At 57.0% G+C, this 21,535-nt stretch carries 18 protein-coding genes; 14 read left to right on the top strand and 4 right to left on the bottom strand.

The genetic code is table 11. The features are described from left to right. Nucleotides 1–4 precede the first annotated feature (4 nt). From BLM14_RS14000 to BLM14_RS13990, 3 genes are all read right to left on the bottom strand, one after another. Complete coding sequence (locus BLM14_RS14000) at nt 5–343, bottom strand: protein tyrosine phosphatase family protein (RefSeq protein ID WP_099999924.1); 339 nt, start codon at nt 341–343, stop codon at nt 5–7. Nucleotides 344–483: 140 nt separating this feature from the next. Further along, nucleotides 484–1,407, bottom strand: a complete 924-nt coding sequence (locus BLM14_RS13995) for a response regulator transcription factor (protein WP_099999922.1) — start codon at nt 1,405–1,407, stop codon at nt 484–486. Beyond that, nucleotides 1,400–4,792 carry a hybrid sensor histidine kinase/response regulator gene (locus tag BLM14_RS13990; protein WP_099999921.1) on the bottom strand — a complete coding sequence of 1,131 codons (3,393 nt, stop codon included), beginning with the start codon at nt 4,790–4,792 and terminating at the stop codon, nt 1,400–1,402. Before BLM14_RS13990 ends, BLM14_RS13995 begins: the two co-directional genes overlap by 8 nt. A gap of 211 nt (nt 4,793–5,003) precedes the next feature. On the opposite strand from BLM14_RS13990, the gene urtA reads away from it, so the two are divergent. From urtA to BLM14_RS13925, 13 genes are all read left to right on the top strand, one after another. Continuing rightward, nucleotides 5,004–6,296, top strand: a complete 1,293-nt coding sequence (gene urtA, locus BLM14_RS13985) for an urea ABC transporter substrate-binding protein (RefSeq protein ID WP_099999919.1) — start codon at nt 5,004–5,006, stop codon at nt 6,294–6,296. A 117-nt stretch (nt 6,297–6,413) separates the two neighbouring features. Continuing rightward, a complete protein-coding gene (gene urtB / locus BLM14_RS13980; protein ID WP_099999918.1) occupies nt 6,414–8,039 on the top strand; it encodes an urea ABC transporter permease subunit UrtB in 1,626 nt (541 codons plus the stop codon). Next, complete coding sequence (gene urtC, locus BLM14_RS13975) at nt 8,036–9,223, top strand: urea ABC transporter permease subunit UrtC (protein WP_099999917.1); 1,188 nt, start codon at nt 8,036–8,038, stop codon at nt 9,221–9,223. Before urtB ends, urtC begins: the two co-directional genes overlap by 4 nt. A 3-nt stretch (nt 9,224–9,226) precedes the next feature. Further along, complete coding sequence (gene urtD / locus BLM14_RS13970) at nt 9,227–9,973, top strand: urea ABC transporter ATP-binding protein UrtD (protein WP_099999916.1); 747 nt, start codon at nt 9,227–9,229, stop codon at nt 9,971–9,973. Nucleotides 9,974–9,988: 15 nt separating this feature from the next. Continuing rightward, nucleotides 9,989–10,684 carry an urea ABC transporter ATP-binding subunit UrtE gene (gene urtE / locus BLM14_RS13965; protein ID WP_099999915.1) on the top strand — a complete coding sequence of 232 codons (696 nt, stop codon included), beginning with the start codon at nt 9,989–9,991 and terminating at the stop codon, nt 10,682–10,684. A gap of 60 nt (nt 10,685–10,744) precedes the next feature. After that, complete coding sequence (locus BLM14_RS13960; protein ID WP_099999913.1) at nt 10,745–11,641, top strand: LysR family transcriptional regulator; 897 nt, start codon at nt 10,745–10,747, stop codon at nt 11,639–11,641. A gap of 103 nt (nt 11,642–11,744) precedes the next feature. Beyond that, nucleotides 11,745–12,218: a formate dehydrogenase subunit gamma gene (locus BLM14_RS13955; RefSeq protein WP_099999912.1), complete on the top strand. Its 474-nt coding sequence runs from the start codon at nt 11,745–11,747 to the stop codon at nt 12,216–12,218. Continuing rightward, the gene (locus BLM14_RS13950) at nt 12,215–13,771 is read left to right on the top strand and encodes a formate dehydrogenase beta subunit (RefSeq protein WP_099999910.1); all 1,557 of its coding nucleotides are present in this window, start codon (nt 12,215–12,217) and stop codon (nt 13,769–13,771) included. The genes BLM14_RS13955 and BLM14_RS13950 overlap by 4 nt, the downstream gene beginning before the upstream one ends. Before the next feature lie 12 nt (nt 13,772–13,783). Next, nucleotides 13,784–16,666 carry a formate dehydrogenase subunit alpha gene (gene fdhF, locus BLM14_RS13945; protein ID WP_099999909.1) on the top strand — a complete coding sequence of 961 codons (2,883 nt, stop codon included), beginning with the start codon at nt 13,784–13,786 and terminating at the stop codon, nt 16,664–16,666. Nucleotides 16,667–16,668: 2 nt separating this feature from the next. Beyond that, nucleotides 16,669–17,613 (top strand): formate dehydrogenase accessory sulfurtransferase FdhD, encoded by a 945-nt coding sequence (gene fdhD, locus BLM14_RS13940; protein ID WP_099999907.1) that lies wholly within the window; start codon nt 16,669–16,671, stop codon nt 17,611–17,613. Next, on the top strand, nt 17,606–17,854 hold the full coding sequence (locus tag BLM14_RS13935; RefSeq protein ID WP_099999906.1) for a formate dehydrogenase subunit delta: 249 nt from the start codon (nt 17,606–17,608) through the stop codon (nt 17,852–17,854). The genes fdhD and BLM14_RS13935 overlap by 8 nt, the downstream gene beginning before the upstream one ends. A 310-nt stretch (nt 17,855–18,164) precedes the next feature. Beyond that, the gene (locus BLM14_RS13930) at nt 18,165–19,316 is read left to right on the top strand and encodes a family 20 glycosylhydrolase (protein ID WP_157929535.1); all 1,152 of its coding nucleotides are present in this window, start codon (nt 18,165–18,167) and stop codon (nt 19,314–19,316) included. Beyond that, nucleotides 19,261–20,199: a hypothetical protein gene (locus BLM14_RS13925; RefSeq protein ID WP_133123960.1), complete on the top strand. Its 939-nt coding sequence runs from the start codon at nt 19,261–19,263 to the stop codon at nt 20,197–20,199. Before BLM14_RS13930 ends, BLM14_RS13925 begins: the two co-directional genes overlap by 56 nt. Before the next feature lie 76 nt (nt 20,200–20,275). Here BLM14_RS13925 and BLM14_RS13920 read toward each other — a convergent pair whose 3' ends face one another. After that, nucleotides 20,276–20,458 (bottom strand): hypothetical protein, encoded by a 183-nt coding sequence (locus BLM14_RS13920; protein ID WP_099999901.1) that lies wholly within the window; start codon nt 20,456–20,458, stop codon nt 20,276–20,278. Between the two features lie 96 nt (nt 20,459–20,554). Between BLM14_RS13920 and BLM14_RS13915 the strand changes: the two genes are divergently transcribed. Further along, complete coding sequence (locus tag BLM14_RS13915; RefSeq protein WP_100001328.1) at nt 20,555–21,442, top strand: LysR substrate-binding domain-containing protein; 888 nt, start codon at nt 20,555–20,557, stop codon at nt 21,440–21,442. The last annotated feature ends 93 nt before the right edge of the window (nt 21,443–21,535 follow it).

The following is a 21,535-nucleotide window of genomic DNA, read 5'->3' as shown; positions in this document are numbered from 1 at the left end:
CCGGTCAGCCCTTTTGCTGCTGAACAATGCCATAAATATTGGTCGAGCGTGCGCCCGAGCGGCAATAGGCGAGAACCGGCCCCTCGGCTGCTTCAAGCGCTTGAGCCATGGCGTCGACATCGTCCTGGGTCAACTGACCGGAGACAACGGGAACGTAATAGATCGGAATGCCTGCTTTTTCGGCAACCTGGGCGATCTCGGCAAATTCAGGCTGATCTGGCGACTCGCCGTCCGGCCGGTTGCAGATCAGCGCCTGATAACCTGCAGCAACAATATCACGCACATCATCTGGTGAAATCTGACCGGTCACGGCAAAGCCTTCGTCAATCTGACGGATATCCATTTTTATGTCCTTGGAGAGTGTGAATTCTCCCAACACCATACATCATACGGCAGCTAATGCCACATTTTCGTAAGGTGAGAATGCCTGACTTTCAAAATGAGAAAGGATTTTATCGGGAAATTTCGGCACTCAACGGCCGCTTATATCTCATGCAGAACATGGGCTGCCTTGACCGCAGCCGAGGCGCGATTCTCGACGCCCAGTTTGACATATATCTGTTCGAGATGCTTGTTCACGGTGCGGGATGACAGTCCCAAAATCTCGCCGATGTCGCGGTTGGATTTGCCCTTCGCAATCCACAGCAGGACCTCGGACTCGCGGTGTGTGAGTGAGAAATGCTGTCGCAAAACTCCGTCATCGCTGCGCTGATTGGCAGCAGTCAGCCGAAAAAGGTATTCGTCCGCTCCGATCGCGCCGAGCAATGAAAGTTGCAACGCCGGTTGACCGCCGTGGCTGATCGAGAGGACGTTGTCGCGACCAGGGTTCGCTTTGTCACCGTCTGCCATCCAGGCTGCGATGTGCTTCACGACAATATCGAGGCCATCATCGTTACCCGTCGCCGCATTCACCAGACGCGTCGCCTGCGGGGTTGACCAATGGATTGTGCCGTCCTTCTTGACCGCTAGAAGATGGCGTCCTGCGGCATCGAGTGCCACGCGCGCACTTTGCGCGGAGCGCGCATTGCGTAGATGAACACGGATGCGGGCACGCAGTTCATCGATGTTGATCGGCTTGGACAAATAATCAACACCACCGGATTCCAGTGCGTGAACGACATGCTCCGTCTCGGTGAGGCCGGTCATGAAGATCACTGGCACCTGGCTGACCGCTACGTTCGCCTTCATGCGGCGACAGGTCTCGAAGCCGTCCATGCTGGGCATGACTGCATCGAGAAGGATGAGGTCCGGTGTGATACGATCGGCGATATTCAACGCTGCCTGTCCGGATGTGGCGATCAGGACCGAGAATCCAGATTGTTCGAGCGCGTCTGTCAAAAATCCCAGCGCTTCGGGTGAATCGTCCACGAGCAGAACGATATCGCGTGGAAGAGGTGCTTCACCCAATGGAATCAACCTTCTCGTTATCGAAGTTGCGCAGGAAATTCAGGAAACCGGCGAGGTCGAAGGCCTTGACGTAGACACCAAGTGCATCGGTGAACGGTCGGTTTTCATCGATCTTCGCAAGATCGGCCAGCTTGGCCTCTATGCCGCGAACATAGCCGATTTCTCCGAGTTGCAGCAACTCCTCGACATGCACGGTGCCTGGACTTTTCAGCGGTTGTATCTGCTTTGGTGATGCATGAACCGGGCCTTCGCCATATACCCATTCCAGCCCGAGATGCAGGGCAAGCTTGTCGCGCAGCTGCCGGATATCAACGGGTTTGGCGATGGCGTCGTTGTGGCTTCCATCGCTGCTGCCAGTTATTGAGCCGTCGCCGATATTGGCAGAGAGCATGAGAATTGGCGCGGTCTGGCCGCTTTCCCGCAGGCGTGAAACGAGCTGCCAGCCGTTCATGCCCGGCATGAAGATGTCGACAAGGAAGAGATCCGGCTGGATTCCTTCGATCAGGTTCAGGCATTCCGGACCGCTCACCGCCGTCAAAATCACAAAATCCAGCGGTGCCAGTACTTCACGCATCAATTCGCGGTGGTCCTCGTTATCGTCGACCACGACGAGCGTCCGTCGCGGGCCGGCATATGTGACGACCTTTTGCTCCGGCAGTTGCGGAGGTGTCGTCGGGCGAACGACTGCGAAAAGCATGAGGCGGACTTTGAATGTGGATCCTTTGTCCTTCTCGCTTGTAACGGATATTTCTCCACCGAGAGTATTTGTCAGCAGCCGGGTAATGGTCAATCCTAGCCCGAGGCCTGGCATTGGCCTGACATTTTCCGCTTCGCCGCGCTGGAAAGGTTCGTAAATGCGCCCGATGTCCTTTTCCGCAATGCCCCGCCCCGTGTCGGAGATGGTAAAAGTCGCGACCTGGCTGCGATAGGCAACATCGAAGGCAATGTGGCCTTCATCGGTAAACTTGATGGCATTGGACAAGAGATTAACCAGAATTTGCCGCAGCCGCTTTTCATCGGTCCGCACATATTGCGGCAGTATCGGAGCGCGATCATGGATGAAGACCAGTCCCTTTGCCTGCGCTTGTGGACGGAATATGTCGATAATTTGATCCAGAAAGTCATGGATATTGATCTCGTTGGAATAAACCTGCAGCCGGCCCGCCTCGATCTTCGATATGTCCAGCAAGCCGTCGATGAGGCCGGATAGATGTTCGGCGCTGCGGCGGATCACCTTGATCGAGAGTTGGCGTGGTGCCGGGATCGTCTCGTCGCGTTCCAGGATCTGTGCATAGCCGAGCACGGCGTTGAGCGGTGTGCGCAATTCATGGCTGAGGCCCACGACATAGCGGCTTTTGGCCCGGTTGGCGGCTTCGGCCGTTTCCTTGGCATTTTGCAGGGCGGTATCAGTCTTCTTGTGGGCGGCGATTTCCTTGAGCAGCAACGTGTTCTGGCGGGAAGATTCCTCTTCGGCGACGACGCGACTGTCATGGGCGAGGACGTAGAACCAGCAGACGACGCCAGCGATGATGGAGAAAACAAAGAAGACGATCAGGATCGTGCGGTTGACGACTTCTGCCGTTTCCGGCGAGGCGGAGGCAACCTGATGCGCGATCATGGCAAGGATCACGCTGATGGCACCAAGCGCCAGCACAACGGCGATTGCGTAGCGGCCGAGGCGTGTCTTCAGTCTTGTAATGACCGTTCCGGGGAGAATGGATCGTGCGACCGTCCCGATCTGTGCATTGAACCGGGCTTTCGGCTTGCACATGTCATGGCAGCGGCTGTCGAGCGAACAGCAGAGCGAGCAGATCGGCGCCGCATAGGCAGGGCACCAGGCCATGTCTTCCGGCTCGAAGGGGTGCTCGCAGATCGAACATGTGATCGTGGCGCTTTCTTGCCATTGCTGCCGTGGCTTGCGGGCAAGATAGTACTTGCCTTTCGTCGCCCAGGCGATCGCAGGCGTTGCAGTCAGGGCCACCACGAGCGTTATATAGGGGGCAAGGGAGGCTGCAACCTCGCCGAATGTGCCGAAGTGCGCGATCAGGGCAATGGTGGCCGAAAGTGTCATAGCGCCGAGACCGACCGGGTTGATGTCGTAGAGGTGCGCGCGCTTGAACTCGATGCCGGGCGGGGCAAGGCCAAGTGGCTTGTTGATGAAGAGATCGGCAGAAATCGTACAAAGCCAGGCCATGGCGATAATGGAGAATATGCCGAGCGTTTCCTCGAGCAGCCGGTAGATACCGAGCTCCATCAGCAAAAGGGCGATGGCGACGTTGAAAATAAGCCAGATAACGCGTCCCGGATGGCTATGGGTGAGGCGAGAGAAGAAATTCGACCAGGCCAGTGAACCGGCATAGGCGTTCATTACGTTGATTTTCAACTGGGAGATAACAACGAAGGCAGCCATGAGAAGCAGCGCGGCATTGTGCGACGGAATCATGTAGCCGAAGGCGGTCAGATACATCTGCGCCGGGTCGGACGCACGGTCGACCGGTATACCTGCGTTCAACGTCAGGACGACAAGGAAAGAGCCTGCCAACAATTTCGGGGCGCCGAGGACTACCCAACCCGGTCCCGCAAGGAAGATTGCGAGGCGATGGCGCAGCTTGCGATTGTTCTCAGGCGGCAGGAAGCGCAGAAAATCCACCTGTTCGCCGATCTGTGACATCAGGGCCAAAACGACTGCGGAAGCTGCACCAAACTCAACGAGGTTGAACGGCGCCGTGGTTCCGGGCAAACCCGAAACATGCTGGATGCCGGAAAAGGCGAGCCAGAGATCAAATTTCTGCCAATCGGAGAATGCAATGAAAATGAACGGCAGGATGTTGAGAACGATCCAGAATGGCTGGGTGATGAGCTGGAATTTGCTGATCAGCCGCACGCCATGCGTTACCAGCGGGATTACCATCACGGCGCTGATGATGTAGCCGATCCAGAGCGGGATGCCGAGTGTCAGCTCCAGCGCGCCGGACATTATCGAGGCCTCGATGGCAAAGAGCATGAAGGTGAAGCTGGCATAGATCAACGATGTGACCGTCGATCCGATATAGCCGAAACCCGCACCGCGCGTCAGAAGGTCGATGTCGACGCCATGGCGAATGGCATAGCGGCTTATGGGCAGTCCGATTGCCAGCATGGCGATGCTGGCGATGATGATCGCGAAGATGGCGTTGGTGGTTCCGTAGGAGAGGGTGATCGCGCCACCGATTGCCTCCAGAGCCAGGAACGAGATAGCGCCGATCGCCGTCTGCGCGATGCTCTGCGAAGAAAACTGCCGCGCACTCTTCGCGGTGAAGCGCAGGGCGTAGTCTTCCAGCGTCTGGTTTGCCACCCAGCGATTATACTCGCGCCTGACTGGGATGATGCGTTGCCGCGCTGCCATTGTCCCCGACTATCGTTCTTTGCTGTTTCTGGTTGGTAACACAGATTGGAAAGGTCCTTAAGTCAAGGAAAGCATATTCTGCACATTTCGCCCCCGTATCTACGTCATTCTACGTATGTGGAATCCTTCGCCCCTGTCCGATAGTCGATTAAGCAATGGTTAAACTTTGTATACGGCCGATTGCCTAGAACAAGAAGAGGGGTTCAACCAGATGAAACTGAAGGCCTACATCACCGGCGCGCTACTCGCCGCCACTTTGTCAATAACTTCGGTCCAGGGTGTTTTCGCGGCAGATGACACGATCAAGGTCGGCATTCTGCATTCGCTGTCCGGGACGATGGCGATTTCCGAAACCACGCTCAAGGACACGATGCTGTTCCTGATTGATGAACAGAACAAGAAGGGCGGCGTTCTCGGCAAGAAACTGGAAGCCGTGGTAGTCGATCCGGCATCCGACTGGCCGCTCTTTGCCGAAAAGGCGCGTCAGCTGATTGAACAGGACAAGGTCGCGGCCGTCTTCGGCTGCTGGACATCTTCCTCGCGCAAATCCGTTCTGCCAGTTTTCGAAGAGCTGAATTCGCTGCTGTTCTACCCCGTCCAGTATGAGGGCGAAGAAAGCTCGCGCAACGTCTTCTATACCGGCGCGGCTCCGAACCAGCAGGCCATTCCTGCCGTCGATTACCTCGCCAAGGAAGAGGGCGTCGAGCGCTGGGTTCTCGCGGGTACGGACTATGTCTATCCGCAGACCACCAACAAGATCCTGAAAGCCTATCTCAACGCCAAGGGCGTCAAGGATGAGGACATCATGATCAACTACACGCCGTTTGGTCATTCCGACTGGCAGACGATCGTCTCCGACATCAAGAAATTTGGCTCTGCCGGCAAGAAGACCGCCGTCGTCTCGACCATCAATGGCGACGCCAACGTGCCCTTCTACAAGGAACTCGCCAATCAGGGCATCAAGGCCGAAGACATCCCGGTCGTCGCCTTCTCTGTCGGTGAAGAAGAGCTTGCCGGTCTCGATACCAAGCCTCTGGTCGGCCATCTCGCCGCCTGGAACTACTTCCAGTCGGTCGACGCCGATGCCAATGCCGAGTTCATCAAGGAATGGCATGCCTACACCAAGAACGACAAGCGCGTGACCAACGATCCTATGGAAGCGACCTATATCGGTTTCAACATGTGGGTGAAAGCCGTCGAAGCTGCTGGCAGCACGGACTCCAATGCCGTCATCGACTCCATCGTCGGCGTTTCGGTTCCGAACCTTTCCGGTGGTTCTTCCACCATGATGCCGAACCATCATATCACCAAGCCGGTGCTCATCGGCGAGGTGCAGGATGATGGCCAGTTCGACATCGTCTATCAGACGCCGGGTCTCGTCGTTGGTGACGAATGGTCTGATTACCTTCCGGGCTCCAAGGACCTGATCTCCGATTGGCGCAAGCCGATGTCGTGCGGCAACTTCAACGTTGCCAGCGGCAAGTGCGGCGGGGTGACAAACTAAGGTTCGAACTCTGGCTCCCAGGCTTTGGGTCAGGGGCACCATCCGAAGCCGACTCCATCCCCGCCATCTGTGCGGGGATGGGGTTTCCCGCAGAGAATTTCAACGCAGGATTGATCGATGCAATTCACCAAGCTGTTGTCCGCACTTGTTTTGATGTTCGGCGTCTGCTTTCACGCAATCGAAGCAAATGCGCAGACCGTCGATGACGCAACTTTGCGGCCGCTCGTTCAGGCCCTTGCGGGAGACAATTTTGACGATACGACCAAGGCTATTTCAGACCTGGTCAAGACTGGTGATCCGCGCGTATCTTCTATCCTGAATGCGCTCAGTGCCGGCGATCTCTATATCGCCAAGGCCGACAAGACCGTGTTTTTCGGCAAACGTGACGGTTCGGATTATGCCGCGACCGATCCTCTGACGGGTGCGAAACTCGACCCGGTATCACGCTCGGCTGCCGAAAAGATCAAGGTGAACAACCGGTTGCGCCGCGATATCGCCGCTGCGATTGGCGGTCTGACGCTGATGAGCGACAAGGCCGATGAACGCCGCTCGGCCGCAGAAGCCATATTGAAGACCAGAGATCCGGAATCGATCCCGCTGCTGGATCAGGCTATTGCCGCGGAAAAGGATGCGAGCATCAAGTTACTGATGAGGCAGGCCAAGGCGGCCGCCATACTCAATTCAGGTGCTGCGGATGAAGCAAAGATTGCTGCTATTGCCGAAGTCAGTGCCGGCAACAGCCGCGGCGCGCTGGGCCTGCTCACACCGCTTGAAGGGACGGAAGGTCCTGTTGGAGATGCTGCCCGGTCGGCGATGAGCAGTATCAATTCGGAACTTGCGCTATGGAACGGTGTCCAGAACATCATCTATGGCCTGTCGCTGGGTTCTGTTCTGTTGCTTGCCGCCATCGGCCTCGCCATCACCTTCGGCGTCATGGGCGTCATCAACATGGCTCATGGCGAGATGGTGATGATCGGCGCCTATACGACATTCGTTGTGCAGCAGATCATCCGTACATCGGCGCCAGGGCTCTTCGATTATTCACTCCTCATTGCGCTGCCCGCTGCCTTTTTGGTCTCCGGCGCTGTTGGGGTTGTTATCGAGCGCAGCGTCATCCGCTTTCTCTACGGCCGTCCGCTTGAAACATTGCTTGCCACATGGGGCATATCGCTGGTTCTCCAACAGGCGATCCGCTCCTGGTTCGGCGCATCCAACGTGCAGGTCGGTAATCCATCCTGGATGGCCGGGTCGTTTGACCTCGGCATGCTGACGCTGACCTGGTCGCGTCTGTGGATCATCGTCTTTGCCCTCTCGGTGTTTGCGATCCTGCAACTGGTCCTGAAGAAAACCATGCTCGGCTTGCGCATGCGCGCCGTCACGCAGAACCGTCGCATGGCCTCGTCCATGGGCATCAGAACGCCATGGGTCGATGCGCTGACCTTCGGCCTCGGATCCGGCATTGCCGGCATTGCCGGCGTGGCACTCAGCCAGATCGACAATGTCAGTCCCAATCTCGGCCAGGGCTATATCATCGACAGTTTCATGGTCGTGGTCTTTGGTGGCGTCGGCAATCTCTGGGGTACGCTGGTCGGTGCCATGTCGCTCGGCATCGCCAACAAGTTCCTCGAGCCCTTTGCCGGGGCGGTACTCGGCAAGATCCTTGTGCTCGTACTTATCATCCTGTTCATCCAGAAGCGCCCGCGCGGTCTCTTCGCACTCAAGGGAAGGGCCATAGAGGCATGATAACCCAGTGGTTTTTCACGCATACGGACCGGCGCGGCGCGATCGTCATCGTTCTGCTCATCGCGATTGCCTTACTGGTGCCACTGTCCAACCTGCTGCTGCCGGTCACCTCGCCCTTTCACATTCCGACCTATCTCGTTTCGCTGATCGGCAAATACCTGACCTATGCCATGCTGGCGGTCGCGCTCGATCTGGTCTGGGGTTTTTGCGGCATTCTCTCACTCGGCCACGGCGCCTTCTTCGCACTCGGCGGCTATGCAATGGGCATGTACCTGATGCGCCAGATCGGCCCGCGCGGCGTCTACGCCGATCCGGTTCTTCCGGATTTCATGGTCTTCCTGAACTGGAAGGAACTGCCGTGGTTCTGGCACGGCTTCGATAATTTCTGGTTTGCCGCCTTGATGGTCGTTCTGGTTCCGGGCGTCCTGGCTTTTGGTTTTGGCTGGCTGGCGTTCCGCTCGCGCGTCACCGGCGTTTATCTTTCCATCATCACTCAGGCGCTCACCTATGCGCTGCTGCTTGCCTTCTTCCGCAACGATATGGGCTTTGGCGGCAATAACGGGCTGACGGATTTCAAGGATATTCTTGGCTTCAATATTCAGGCAGACAGCACGCGCTCGATGCTCTTTGCCGCAACGGCCCTGTTTCTCGCGCTGGCGGTTTTCGTGACCAGCTTCATCGTCCGCTCCAAGCTTGGCAAGGTGCTTGTCGGCGTGCGGGATGCCGAAAGCCGCATGCGCTTCCTCGGTTATCGCGTCGATCGTTACAAGCTGTTCGTCTGGACGATCTCGGCGATGATGGCGGGGATTGCCGGGGCGCTCTACGTGCCACAGGTCGGCATCATCAATCCATCGGAATTCGAACCTGCCAATTCCATCGAGGCAGTCATCTGGGTGGCCGTAGGGGGGCGTGGCACGATTGTCGGGCCGATCATCGGCGCAGTACTGGTCAATTTCGGCAAGACCTATTTTACCGCGGCCTTCCCGGAAATCTGGCTGTTTGCCCTCGGCGCTCTCTTCATCGTGGTCACGCTGTTCCTCCCGAAGGGCATCCTCGGGCTTTATGGTACGTGGAAGGGCAAGTGGGCCGATCGCGCGGCCAGGAAACGGGATGGTGTTCCGCCACCGATTGCCAGTGCGAACCCGGTTCACACACCAACTCCCGAACCTCAAGCGGCGGAATAGATCATGAAAGCCCAGGATACACTGCTCTATCTCGATGGCGTTTCGGTCTCCTTCGACGGGTTCCGAGCCATCAACAATCTCTCGCTCGTGCTGCAGGCAGGGGAAATGCGCGCGATCATCGGCCCAAACGGCGCAGGCAAGACGACGATGATGGACATCATCACCGGCAAGACCCGGCCGGACGCAGGTGAAGTCTATTTCAATGGCGATGTGGACCTCACGAAACATGACGAGGCGGAAATCGCGCTGCTCGGTATCGGCCGCAAGTTTCAGAAGCCGACTGTGTTCGAGAGCCACACGGTCGAGGACAATCTGGTACTGGCGCTTTCCGGGCCAAGATCTGCCTTTTCGACGCTGTTCCATCGTCAAAGCCGGGATGAAGCCGACCGGATTGCCGAGATTCTCTATACGATCCGCCTCTACGAAAAACGTGGCTGGCTTGCCGCAAATCTTTCGCACGGGCAGAAGCAGTGGCTGGAGATCGGCATGCTTCTCGCACAGGACCCGAAATTGCTGCTGGTCGATGAACCGGTCGCCGGAATGACCGATGCTGAAACCGCTGAGACTGCCAGGCTTCTGCGCGATATCGCCAAGACACGCTCGGTGCTCGTCGTCGAGCACGATATGCATTTCGTGCGTGAACTCGACGTGAAGGTAACGTGCCTGCATGAAGGTACGGTGCTGGCCGAAGGCTCGCTCGATTTTGTCAGCAGCGACCAGCGCGTGATCGAGGTCTATCTTGGCCGATGAAAAAGGAAGTCTCCCATGCTGACCGTTGAAAATGCCTCCCTTCATTATGGCGCCGCACAGGCCCTGCGCGGTGTGTCGATGCAAGTGAAGTCGAAGTCGATCACCTGCGTTCTCGGGCGCAATGGCGTCGGCAAAACCAGCATGCTCAGGGCGATCGTCGGCCAGCACCCGTTGTCGTCCGGCTCGATCAGTTTCGAGGGATCATCACTCGGCAAGAAACCGCCCTATGATCGTGCACGCGCCGGTATCGCCTTCGTGCCGCAGGGGCGCGAGATTTTCCCCTTACTCACCGTCCGCGAAAACCTGGCGACCGGATTTGCTGCCGCCAGGCGCGGCAATCGCAATGTGCCGCCGGAAGTCTTCGAACTGTTCCCGGTGTTGAAAACCATGCTCGGACGGCGCGGCGGTGATCTTTCCGGCGGACAGCAGCAGCAGCTCGCCATTGGCCGCGCGCTGGTGACACGGCCGAAACTGCTCGTTCTTGACGAGCCGACCGAAGGCATCCAGCCATCGATTATCAAGGATATCGGCAGGGCGATCCAGTTCCTGCGCGATCAGGCCGGTCTTGCGATCCTTCTGGTCGAGCAATATCTCGATTTCTGCCGTGAACTCGCCGATCATGTCTACATCATGGACCGCGGCGAGATCGTCCATTCCGGCGACGCCGCCAGTCTTGACAAGCCGGAAGTGCGCAAGTTCCTGACTGTTTGAAAACTTGCCTTGCTGACACGATATAATCATCGTTAGGGTCGCTCCGGAGGATGGACCCCTATGATAGACAAGCTGGAATTTTTCATCGCCTTGGCGCGCCATCGGCATTTTGGCAGGGCTGCGGAAGAATGCGGTGTCACCCAGCCCACGCTCTCCGCCGCGATCCGCCAGCTTGAAGACACACTTGGGGTCGTCCTGGTTCAGCGCGGCTCGCGCTTCAAGGGGCTGACATCCGAAGGTCAGCGCGTGCTTGAATGGTCGCGGCGCATCGTCGGCGACACGCGGACCATGCGTGAGGAAATCCGCGCCGCCCGCTTCGGCCTTGCCGGACACGTGAAGATTGCCGCAATACCGACGGCGCTTGCCATGGTCTCGCGGTTGACCACGCCGTTCCGGGAAAAACACCCGGATGTTACATTTTCAGTGACGTCGCGCACCTCGCTGGAGGTGCTGACGCTGCTCAGCAATTTCGAGATCGATGTCGGTATCAGCTATCTCGACAATGAGCCGCTTGGCCGGGTGACATCGGTACCGCTGTATTCTGAGCGCTATCAGTTGATTACTTCGGCGGGAAATACCTATTCCGACCGGGAGTCTGTGACCTGGACCGAAGTCGGGCAATTGCCGCTCTGTCTCTTGACCATGGATATGCAGAACCGCCGCCTCATCAATAAACATCTGCAGGAAGCGGGTATCGAAGTTAACCCGACACTCGAATCAAATTCCATGATCGTGCTGTTCTCGCATATTCGCACGGGGAAATGGGCGAGTATCATGCCGCTCAATCTCGCTGAAACACTGGGATTTGCCGAGCCGATCCGCTCCATTCCGATCGTCGAACCCGATGCACGCCACCTTGTCGGGCTTGTCGCGGCGGATCGTGAACCCCATACGCCGCTGGTTTCGGCACTATTGCATGAGGCGCGCGCCTTGGCCCTCAGCTTGAATATGGTTTGATAGGAATCTTCTATCGTTCAACGAGTCTGCTATATTGATATTGGGTGGTAATTTTGATCTGTTCTAAGGAACGGGGAGAAAACAAGGGAGGGCCCTGCACGATATGCAGAGCGCAAGTACCGATATCGCTGCAAGAGCGATAGGCATTATCGATCAACTGAAGGGCAAAGAAGGCCCTCTGCTTCCTATCCTGCATGAGTTGCAGGAGGAGTTCGGCTATGTGCCGCACGAAACGCTGCCGTTAATTGCCCAAGCCCTCAATATCTCCCGCGCCGAGGTGTACGGGGTTGTCACGTTCTATCATGACTATCGCGATCATCCTGCCGGGCGGCATGTGCTGAAGCTTTGCCGCGCTGAAGCCTGCCAGTCCATGGGCGGTGATGCTCTTGCCGACAAGGCACGCCAGCTGCTCGGGATTGATTGGCATGGCACGACCGCTGATGGCGCCGTGACGCTAGAACCAGTCTATTGCCTCGGCCTTTGTGCTTGTGCACCTTCGGCCATGCTCGATGGCGAGGTCATTGGTCGTCTCAATGCCGAAACGCTTGAGGAAATCGCAGCGGAGGTGCGGCTATGACAGTCACCTTCTTCGTGCCGCGCGACTCTGGTGCTCTCGCACTTGGCGCCGAAAAAGTCGCCAGGAAACTCCAGGCTGAAATTGAAACCCGCAAACTCGATGCGCGGATCGTGCGCAATGGTTCGCGTGGGCTTTACTGGCTCGAACCCATGGTCGAGGTCGAAACCCCGAACGGTCGTGTTGCCTATGGCCCGGTCAAGGCTTCCGACGTCGTTGCGTTGCTCGATAATGGCATGGGTGAGGGCAGGGTGCACCCGCTCTGGCTGGGCCTGACCGACCAATTGCCCTTCCTTGCGAAGCAGACGCGCCTGACCTTTGCCCGCTGCGGCATTACCGACCCCGTCTCCCTTGAAGACTACCGCGCCTATGATGGTCTGAAGGGCTTGGAGAACGCACTTAAACTGACACCTGCCGAGATCGTGGCGCAGGTCACGGAATCCGGACTGCGCGGTCGCGGCGGCGCGGGTTTCCCCACCGGGATCAAATGGAAGACCGTCCGCGATACGGCGGGCGAGCAGAAATATATCGTTTGCAACGCCGATGAGGGCGACAGCGGCACCTTCGCCGATCGCATGATCATGGAAGGCGATCCCTTTGTCCTGATCGAGGGCATGGCTATTGCCGGCATCGCCGTTGGCGCAACGAGGGGCTACATCTACACGCGCTCCGAATATCCCCACGCCATTGCTGTCATGAATGAAGCGCTCGAAGTCGCCCGCAAGGCGGGTGTTCTTGGCCGGTCAGTCCTTGGCTCCTCTTATGCCTTCGATATCGAAGTGCGCGTAGGAGCAGGCGCCTATGTTTGCGGCGAGGAAACCGCCCTGCTCGAAAGCCTCGAGGGACGTCGTGGCATCGTCCGCGCCAAGCCGCCGCTCCCGGCACATAAGGGGCTCTTCGGCAAGCCGACGGTCATCAACAATGTGATCTCACTGGCTTCCGTTCCGGTGATCCTCGACAAGGGCTCAGCTTTCTACAAGGATTTCGGCATGGGCCGCTCGCGCGGCACGATCCCGCTGCAGATTGCCGGCAACGTCAAACATGCCGGTCTGTACGAAACGGCTTTCGGCCTGACGCTCGGCGAAATCGTCGACGATATTGGCGGCGGCACGGCCACGGGCCGTCCTGTCAAGGCCGTGCAGGTCGGCGGCCCGCTTGGTGCCTATTTCCCGCGCGAGCTGTTTGATACGCCTTTCGACTATGAGGCCTTCGCCGCAAAGGATGGGCTGATCGGCCATGCCGGCCTCGTGGTGTTCGACGATACGGTTGATATGTTGAAGCAGGCGCGTTTCGCCATGGAATTCTGCGCAGTTGAGTCCTGCGGCAAGTGCACGCCCTGCCGTATAGGCTCGACCCGCGGCGTCGAGGTTGTCGATCGCATCTCGGCCAATATCGAGCCCGAGAAGCAAATCGAAGTTCTGACCGATTTGTGCAATACAATGAAGTTCGGCTCGCTCTGTGCCCTGGGCGGCTTCACGCCCTATCCCGTCATGAGTGCGCTGACGCATTTTCCCGAAGATTTCCGCCCGGCCCCCATCGCCCACGCTGCGGAATAGTAGGAGCTTGAAATGTCTCTGATCCAAGAAATCGACTACGGTACCCCCGCCAGTACCTCCGAGAAGATGATTACGCTGACCATCGACGGAAATGAGGTTACCGTGCCTGAAGGCACGTCGATCATGCGCGCCTCGATGGAAGCGGGCATCCAGGTACCAAAGCTCTGCGCCTCCGACATGGTCGATGCATTTGGCTCCTGCCGGCTTTGCCTTGTCGAGATTGAAGGCCGCAACGGCACACCTGCCTCCTGCACGACCCCAGCAATGGAAGGGCTCGTCGTCCGCACCCAGACCCAGCGGCTGAAGGATATCCGCAAGGGCGTTATGGAGCTTTACATCTCCGACCATCCGCTCGATTGCCTGACCTGCGCGGCCAATGGCGATTGCGAATTGCAGGACATGGCTGGCGCGGTCGGCCTTCGCGATGTTCGCTATGGTTATGAGGGTGAGAATCATGTTTTCGCCAAGGCCGGCATGGTTGCCAATGACCGCTGGTTGCCGAAGGATGAATCCAATCCTTATTTCACCTATGATCCATCGAAATGCATCGTCTGCTCGCTATGCGTGCGTGCCTGCGAGGAAGTGCAGGGCACGTTCGCGCTGACCATCGAAGGCCGCGGCTTCAACAGTCGCGTCTCTTCCGGTGCCGCCCATGACAATTTCATCGACAGTGAGTGCGTGTCCTGCGGCGCCTGTGTCCAGGCTTGCCCGACGGCGACGCTGACGGAAAAATCGGTCATTGCGATCGGTCAGCCAGAACATTCCAAGGTCACGACCTGCGCCTATTGCGGCGTCGGCTGCTCGTTCAAGGCCGAGATGCGCGGCGAAGAACTGGTGCGCATGGTGCCCTGGAAGGATGGGAAGGCCAATCGGGGCCATTCCTGCGTCAAGGGCCGCTTCGCCTATGGCTACTCGACCCACAAGGATCGCATTCTCAATCCTATGATCCGCGAGAAGATCTCCGATCCCTGGCGCGAAGTCACCTGGGATGAGGCATACAAGCACGTTGCGAACGAGTTCCGCCGCATCCAGTACCAGTATGGACGCAATTCCATTGGTGGCATCACATCCTCCCGCTGCACCAACGAAGAGACATTTCTCGTCCAGAAGCTGGTTCGCGCCGGCTTCGGCAACAACAATGTCGACACATGCGCCCGTGTCTGCCATTCGCCCACGGGCTATGGCCTGAAGCAGACCTTTGGCACCTCGGCAGGCACACAGGATTTCGACAGCGTCGAGCATACCGATGTGGTTATGATCATCGGTGCCAATCCGACCGATGGCCACCCGGTCTTCGCCTCGCGTCTCAAGAAGCGCCTGCGCAAGGGTGCAAAGCTGATCATCGTCGATCCGCGCCGCATCGACCTCGTGCGCTCGCCGCATGTGGAAGCCTCATATCATCTGCCGCTGCGTCCCGGCACCAACGTCGCTGTCGTCACGTCCATGGCACATGTGATCGTCACCGAAGGTCTCTTCGACGAGAAGTTTATTCGCGAGCGTTGCGATTGGGCCGAATTCCAGGACTGGGCAGCTTTTGTTTCCTCTCCGGAACACAGCCCTGAAGCCATCGAACAGATTTCCGGCGTTTCCCCGCAGTTGTTGCGCGAGGCCGCCCGCCTGTTCGCGACCGGCGGCAATGGCTCCATCTACTACGGCCTCGGCGTCACCGAACACAGCCAGGGCTCGACGACGGTCATGGCCATCGCCAATCTCGCCATGGCGACCGGCAATATCGGGCGCAAGGGCGTCGGCGTGAACCCGCTGCGCGGCCAGAACAATGTACAGGGTTCCTGCGACATGGGTTCGTTCCCGCATGAACTGCCGGGCTATCGCCATATCTCTGATGAATCGACGCGCGATATTTTCGACAAGCTCTGGGGCGTCAAGTTGCAGGATGAACCGGGGCTGCGCATTCCCAACATGCTCGATGCCGCCGTCGACGGCACGTTCAAGGGCATCTACATCCAGGGCGAAGACATTCTCCAGTCCGATCCGGACACGAAGCATGTCGCCGCCGGTCTCGCCGCAATGGAATGTGTCGTCGTTCACGACCTCTTCCTCAACGAGACTGCCAATTATGCGCATGTCTTCCTCCCCGGCTCGACCTTCCTCGAAAAGGACGGCACCTTCACCAATGCCGAACGGCGTATCAATCGCGTGCGCAAGGTAATGAGCCCGCTCAACGGCTATGCCGATTGGGAAGTGACGCAGAATCTTGCCAAGGCCATGGGTCTCAGCTGGAACTACCAGCATCCCTCCGAGATCATGGATGAAGTCGCGCTGACGACACCGAGCTTTGCCGGTGTGTCTTTCGATCTTCTCGACCGGGAGGGTTCGGTGCAGTGGCCATGCAATGAAAAGGCGCCGTTGGGCACACCGATCATGCATATCGAGAGCTTTGCGCGTGGCAGGGGCAAGTTCATCCGCACCGAATATGTTGCAACGGACGAGCGTACCGGACCGAGGTTCCCGCTGCTGCTTACAACCGGGCGTATTCTCTCGCAGTATAATGTCGGCGCGCAGACACGCCGCACGGACAATGTCATCTGGCATGAAGAGGACCGGCTTGAGATTCACCCGCACGATGCCGAGCAGCGCGGTATTCGCAACGGCGACTGGGTAAAGGTAACGAGCCGTTCGGGTGAAACCACCCTCCGGGCGCTTATCACCGACCGGGTATCGACGGGCGTGGTCTATACGACCTTCCACCATCCGACGACGCAGGCCAACGTCATCACTACCGACTTCTCCGACTGGGCCACCAACTGTCCCGAATACAAGGTCACGGCAGTCCAGGTCGGCGCCTCGAACGGCCCGAGCGACTGGCAGGTCAAGTACGACGAACAGGCCCGCCAGAGCAGGCGGATCGCGCCCGTCCTGGATGCGGCCGAGTAGCCATGGCCGAGCGCTTCACACGACTATCCGTTCCGCGCATCACCCGCCGCCGCAAGGGCGGCGGTGACGTTTATGCGACAGACAGTCGAATGGTGCCTGAAGAAACGCCGATCGCCTTCAGCTACAACGGTACGACCCACGCGGTCATGATGGCAACTCCAGCCGATATGGAGGATTTCGCCGTCGGCTTCAGCCTGTCGGAAGGCATCATCTCGCGGATCGACGAGATCAGCGAGATTGCTGTCGAGGAACATGACGAGGGCGTTGATATCCAGATACGCCTCGCCAGCGATGCGGGTCAGGAACTTAACGACCGCCGCCGCCGCATGGCTGGACCAGTGGGCTGCGGCCTGTGCGGTATCGAGTCGATCGAGCAGGCGCTGAAGCCGGTCGCTTCAGTCGACAAAGCAGGGCTCAAATTGACGCCGCACGATATCGCTCACGCGGTCAAGCTCCTGTCAGCGGTCCAGCCGCTGCACAGCGAGACCGGTGCCGTCCATGCCGCCGGGTTCTATATTCCGGGAAAAGGCATCGTTGCAGCGCGTGAGGATGTCGGTCGCCACAATGCGCTGGACAAGCTTGCCGGGGCGCTCTGCCGTGCCGGCGTCAAAGGTGAAACCGGTGCAGTCGTCATCACCAGCCGCGTCTCCATCGAGATGGTGCAGAAGACAGCCATTATCGGCGCGCCCATCCTGGTAGCCGTTTCCGCGCCAACTGCCTTGGCAATCCGGACGGCGCATGCCGCCGGAATGACCCTCGTCGCGCTGGTACGCGGGGATGAGTTCGATGTGTTCACGCGTCATGAACGCATCCCGGTCGTCACAGCCCAAGCCGGGACAAAGCCGGATGAGCTCGTTGCAGGCAATGCGACTGTGAAGCCGAATCCTGACCCTGCCACATCGACCCTTGTTCAATCTCCATCCGTTCGAATGGTGCAATATGGATAGCAAGAGCCACAAGACAACCGCCGACAAGCTGGTCTATATGGCCAACCAGATCGCCACGTTCTTCCACACGCAGCCGAAGGACGAAGCCGTGGCAGGCGTCGCCGACCACATCAATCACTTCTGGGAGCCGCGCATGCGCACCCAGCTGTTCGATATTCTCGAACAGGAGGACAATGGTCTCGATGCACTGGTCATCGAAGCCGCAAAACATATCCGCAAGCCAGGGCCGGTTCCGGCCTGATCTTCAGCATATCTCCAGGTTTCAACTGTCCGTTATGCCCTGAACGGCTGCGCGAAATTGGTATGATGTTGGTAGATCTTGCCATTTGCCGGCTGTTCAAATTATTTCAATATGCAACTTGATAATTTACTTCGGTTGCGTCTACCATGAATGAGATTGGATTATTTTAGAACCAATCTAATACCATACTGACGAACCAATTGAATACTGCGCTGTTTTTAATCAAATCAATTTGGAGAATGATTTCATGGGGAATAACCCATTCAGATTTATATCCCGGACATGTCTCAGTCTGTGTCTTGCAACGGCCATGCTGGCCGCTGCGCCGTCATCGTCGTTGGCTGCGCAGGCGAATAACCAAGAGTTCTTTTTGCAGACAGGTAATACGCTCGATACGGATTTCGTGCTGACCAACGGGAGCAAGGTCGTCTTGGTAGATAAGAATGACGAGCTCTTCAAGATGTTGAATGCACCGCGTGGCTGGGCGCAGAAGCTGCGTTATGCCACCGGCTTTCCGTTAGAAATAGTCAACGGTGGAACCGCAACGAAAAACGATATCGCTCTTTCGAAGGTCGTTGTTAGTGAATCTGATCTGGCATACCAAACACTCAATAAGCAGTTTTTGGAAGCCAAGGTGAAAACTGGCTTCGCCTCGTACAAACCGGTCCAAACTAATATCCAACGCGAAGGCTATTGGTTTTCGGCCAGCCATGATGGTCTCAAGATTGTCTATATCCAGGCAATGGGTGGGTTACGCGGCTTTCAGACAGCGACGCTGATGGCCATGAGTGATGGAAAAGCTGTTGGAGCCCACACGACAATCAAAGGCGTGCAAGGTACTGACTATCCGCAATATGAAAACCGCCGCATCATGCTGGATGTTGCGCGGAAATTCATTCCAGTCGATCAGCTCATCGGTTATATGGACAAGATGAGTATGCACAAGCTCAACGAGCTGCATCTGCATCTGAATGACAGTACCAGTACAACTGTTGGTGGCGCACCAAGCGAGGGCTATTTTCGGCTGTACAACGAGGCCAAGCCGCGTAGACTTTTGATACCGTCTGAACAGATGTTTAATACGATAGCCGACGGAATAATAGAACTAACTGGCGATAAAAAAGTCTACGATTCCAAAGACTGGGCCCGGCTCGAAGACGCAGCCTACCGCTATGGCATCAAGCTCATTCCTGAATTCGATGCCCCTGGTCATGCTGGGGCTTTCATGAAAGACGGTAAAAATATTCTAATATATTCTTTGCCGCCATATCCAACTGACGATACATACTCTGATAATATCTTGGCTAATGATATGTATAATATTTGGGGTGGGAATCTTACTAGCGCCGATCCCGCAAATTTTCCTAATAATAAGACTAATACGGTCAGATACTTTGCCGAGTTGATTGGGGAATTCAGAGACTGGTTCAAATCCGATACGATCCATATTTGGCGGCGATGAAACTTTTCCGAATCGTCCTGTCGATGTGGTTGCCTATCTCAACGCACTAAATCAAAAGCTGATCAGACCTGACAATGCCAGTATGAAACCGTTCTCGAGTGTCTGGATGTGGTATGATGGGCCTGATGAGGCTATTAAGAACGTCGATACTAATATTGGAATCGCTGTTTGGCAGGGCGCGGACAAAAATACGTGGACATTGCCTTACATTCAAAGCCGCGCGCAATCCAAATGGGTCGATGCCGAAGGTACTGCGTTTTATTTCGTCCCAAGAGTAACAATTTCATCGCTTGCTTACGATAGCGTTAGTAAAAATTCGGAACAAATATACAACGCATATCAGGAAAGGCTTAGTCTCTATCAAAGGTTTCAAACTATTCCAGATGGCATTCAATATTCTGAGTGGAGCCATTACGCTAAAATCGATCCTTTCCGCATCGACGTAGATTATATCAACGCCGGTCTGTCGAAGACATTCCCTGGCATGGGATATGTCACCTGGCATGGAGCCGACGATATCCCACACCCAGGACCGCAAATTATTGGACTAACACCGCCACGCGTGTACAGATCCTATGCGGATATCAACCTTGAGCGACTGATACCTGCTTCACAGGAAATGTCGGCCTTCTGGGTCCGGGATCGCTTCCCCTCGTTCACTACGGCAAAGGCAGTGGAGGAACTGGAAAAGGTATCCCGGCATCGCAAACTTGTTCAAAACCCATGGGGCCCAGGAGGGAACTTACTGATAAATTGGGATTATATCGCAAATGGTTCTCTGGCAGAAGATTGGATGGGTTGGGATATGACCGATATGACCAAAGCATTGGGTGGCCCGGTCATATATCCTGACGCTACGACAAGCCAGGCCCAATCAAATTGATAGGGTGGTCCTGCAATACCGGATCACCCTCCTCAACCAACAGCAGGCCCCTTCGGGGCCTGTTCTCTTATCTGCCTTATTGTCTGCAGACCGCACGGGGATCGAAAGGCAGGTCGGCCAGTTCATCGAGCCCCATGGCCTCCAGAGCCGGATGTGAAAGCGGATCCCTGTACCAGTCATGCGCAGGGTCGCGGTCAGACTGGGTTAGATCATTGCAAAGCCACATCGCCAGGGCCCGTATCAACAAGAAAATCTTCATCTGACATATCCATGATCACTGAAACATGTGCTATTTTGTTCGCAATCGGTGTCAGGAACAATCAAGATTGCCGAAACAAGCATAAAGAAAATCTTCATGAAGAACTTGAACAGATTCCATCTCAACGGTTTGAAGGCAGTGGAGGCGATCGGTCGTCTCGGGTCACTGCCAAGAGCCGCGGAGGAACTCGGTGTCTCGGTGAGTGCGGTCAGCCAGCAGCTGATACGCACCGAGGGGCAGATTGGCCAGGCGATCTTCGAGCGGACGCGAGCCGGCCTGGTTCCAACCTCCTTTGGCAAGGTTCTCCTCGCCAGGCTGGAAGAGGGCTTCCAGCAGCTTTCGAAGGCGGTGGCGCTTGCGGACGGCGTTGACCAGACATTGCTGCTTTCCGTTGCCCCGACATTCGCATCGAAATGGCTCGTGCCGCGCCTCGGGCGATTGCGCGCTGCGCACCCGGATCTGAAAATCCGCATCGATCCTTCTCCCGGCGTGCTCGACCTGAAAAGTTCGGATATCGATCTGGCGATTAGACTCGGTAGCGGCGATTGGCAGGATGGCACTCCGGAATGTCTTCTGCCGCAGAAAATGTTCCCCGTTTGCACCCGCGCCTTTGCCGAACGTTTGCGCGGACCCGCCGATATCTTCAGCCAGCCGATCATTTGCTACGAGAACCCTATGTTCAGCTGGGACGATTGGCAGGCGGCGACCGGGCTTGCAGGTCCTTTGCCATTCGATGGGCCAACATTCTCCGACCCATGGCTCGGTCTCGAAGCGACCATCAGCGGTCAGGGCATTATGCTGGCCTGGGATCTCTTTGTCGAAGACGCGCTGGCCGATGGTAGGCTGGTCGCACCATTTCCAACACGCGTGCCGTCCTCGATCGCCTATTGGCTGGTCTCGCCGAAAAATCGCAAACCAACGCCGCAAATGCTTCACTTCCAGAATTGGATACGGAGCGAAATTGCGCAGGGCAACGCGACCTAGAGCGTCGTCGGATGCTCTAAACTGTTTGATCTGTTGACAAATTATACTGAAGTTTGAAGAGTGCCGCTCATCTGGATTAGCAGCGGTGGGAGG

This window comes from Phyllobacterium zundukense, from assembly GCF_002764115.1.
Classification (GTDB): Bacteria; Pseudomonadota; Alphaproteobacteria; order Rhizobiales; family Rhizobiaceae; genus Phyllobacterium; species Phyllobacterium zundukense.
The sequence above is the reverse complement of the archived record's forward strand: the minus strand, read 5'-3'. Positions and strand labels throughout refer to the sequence as shown.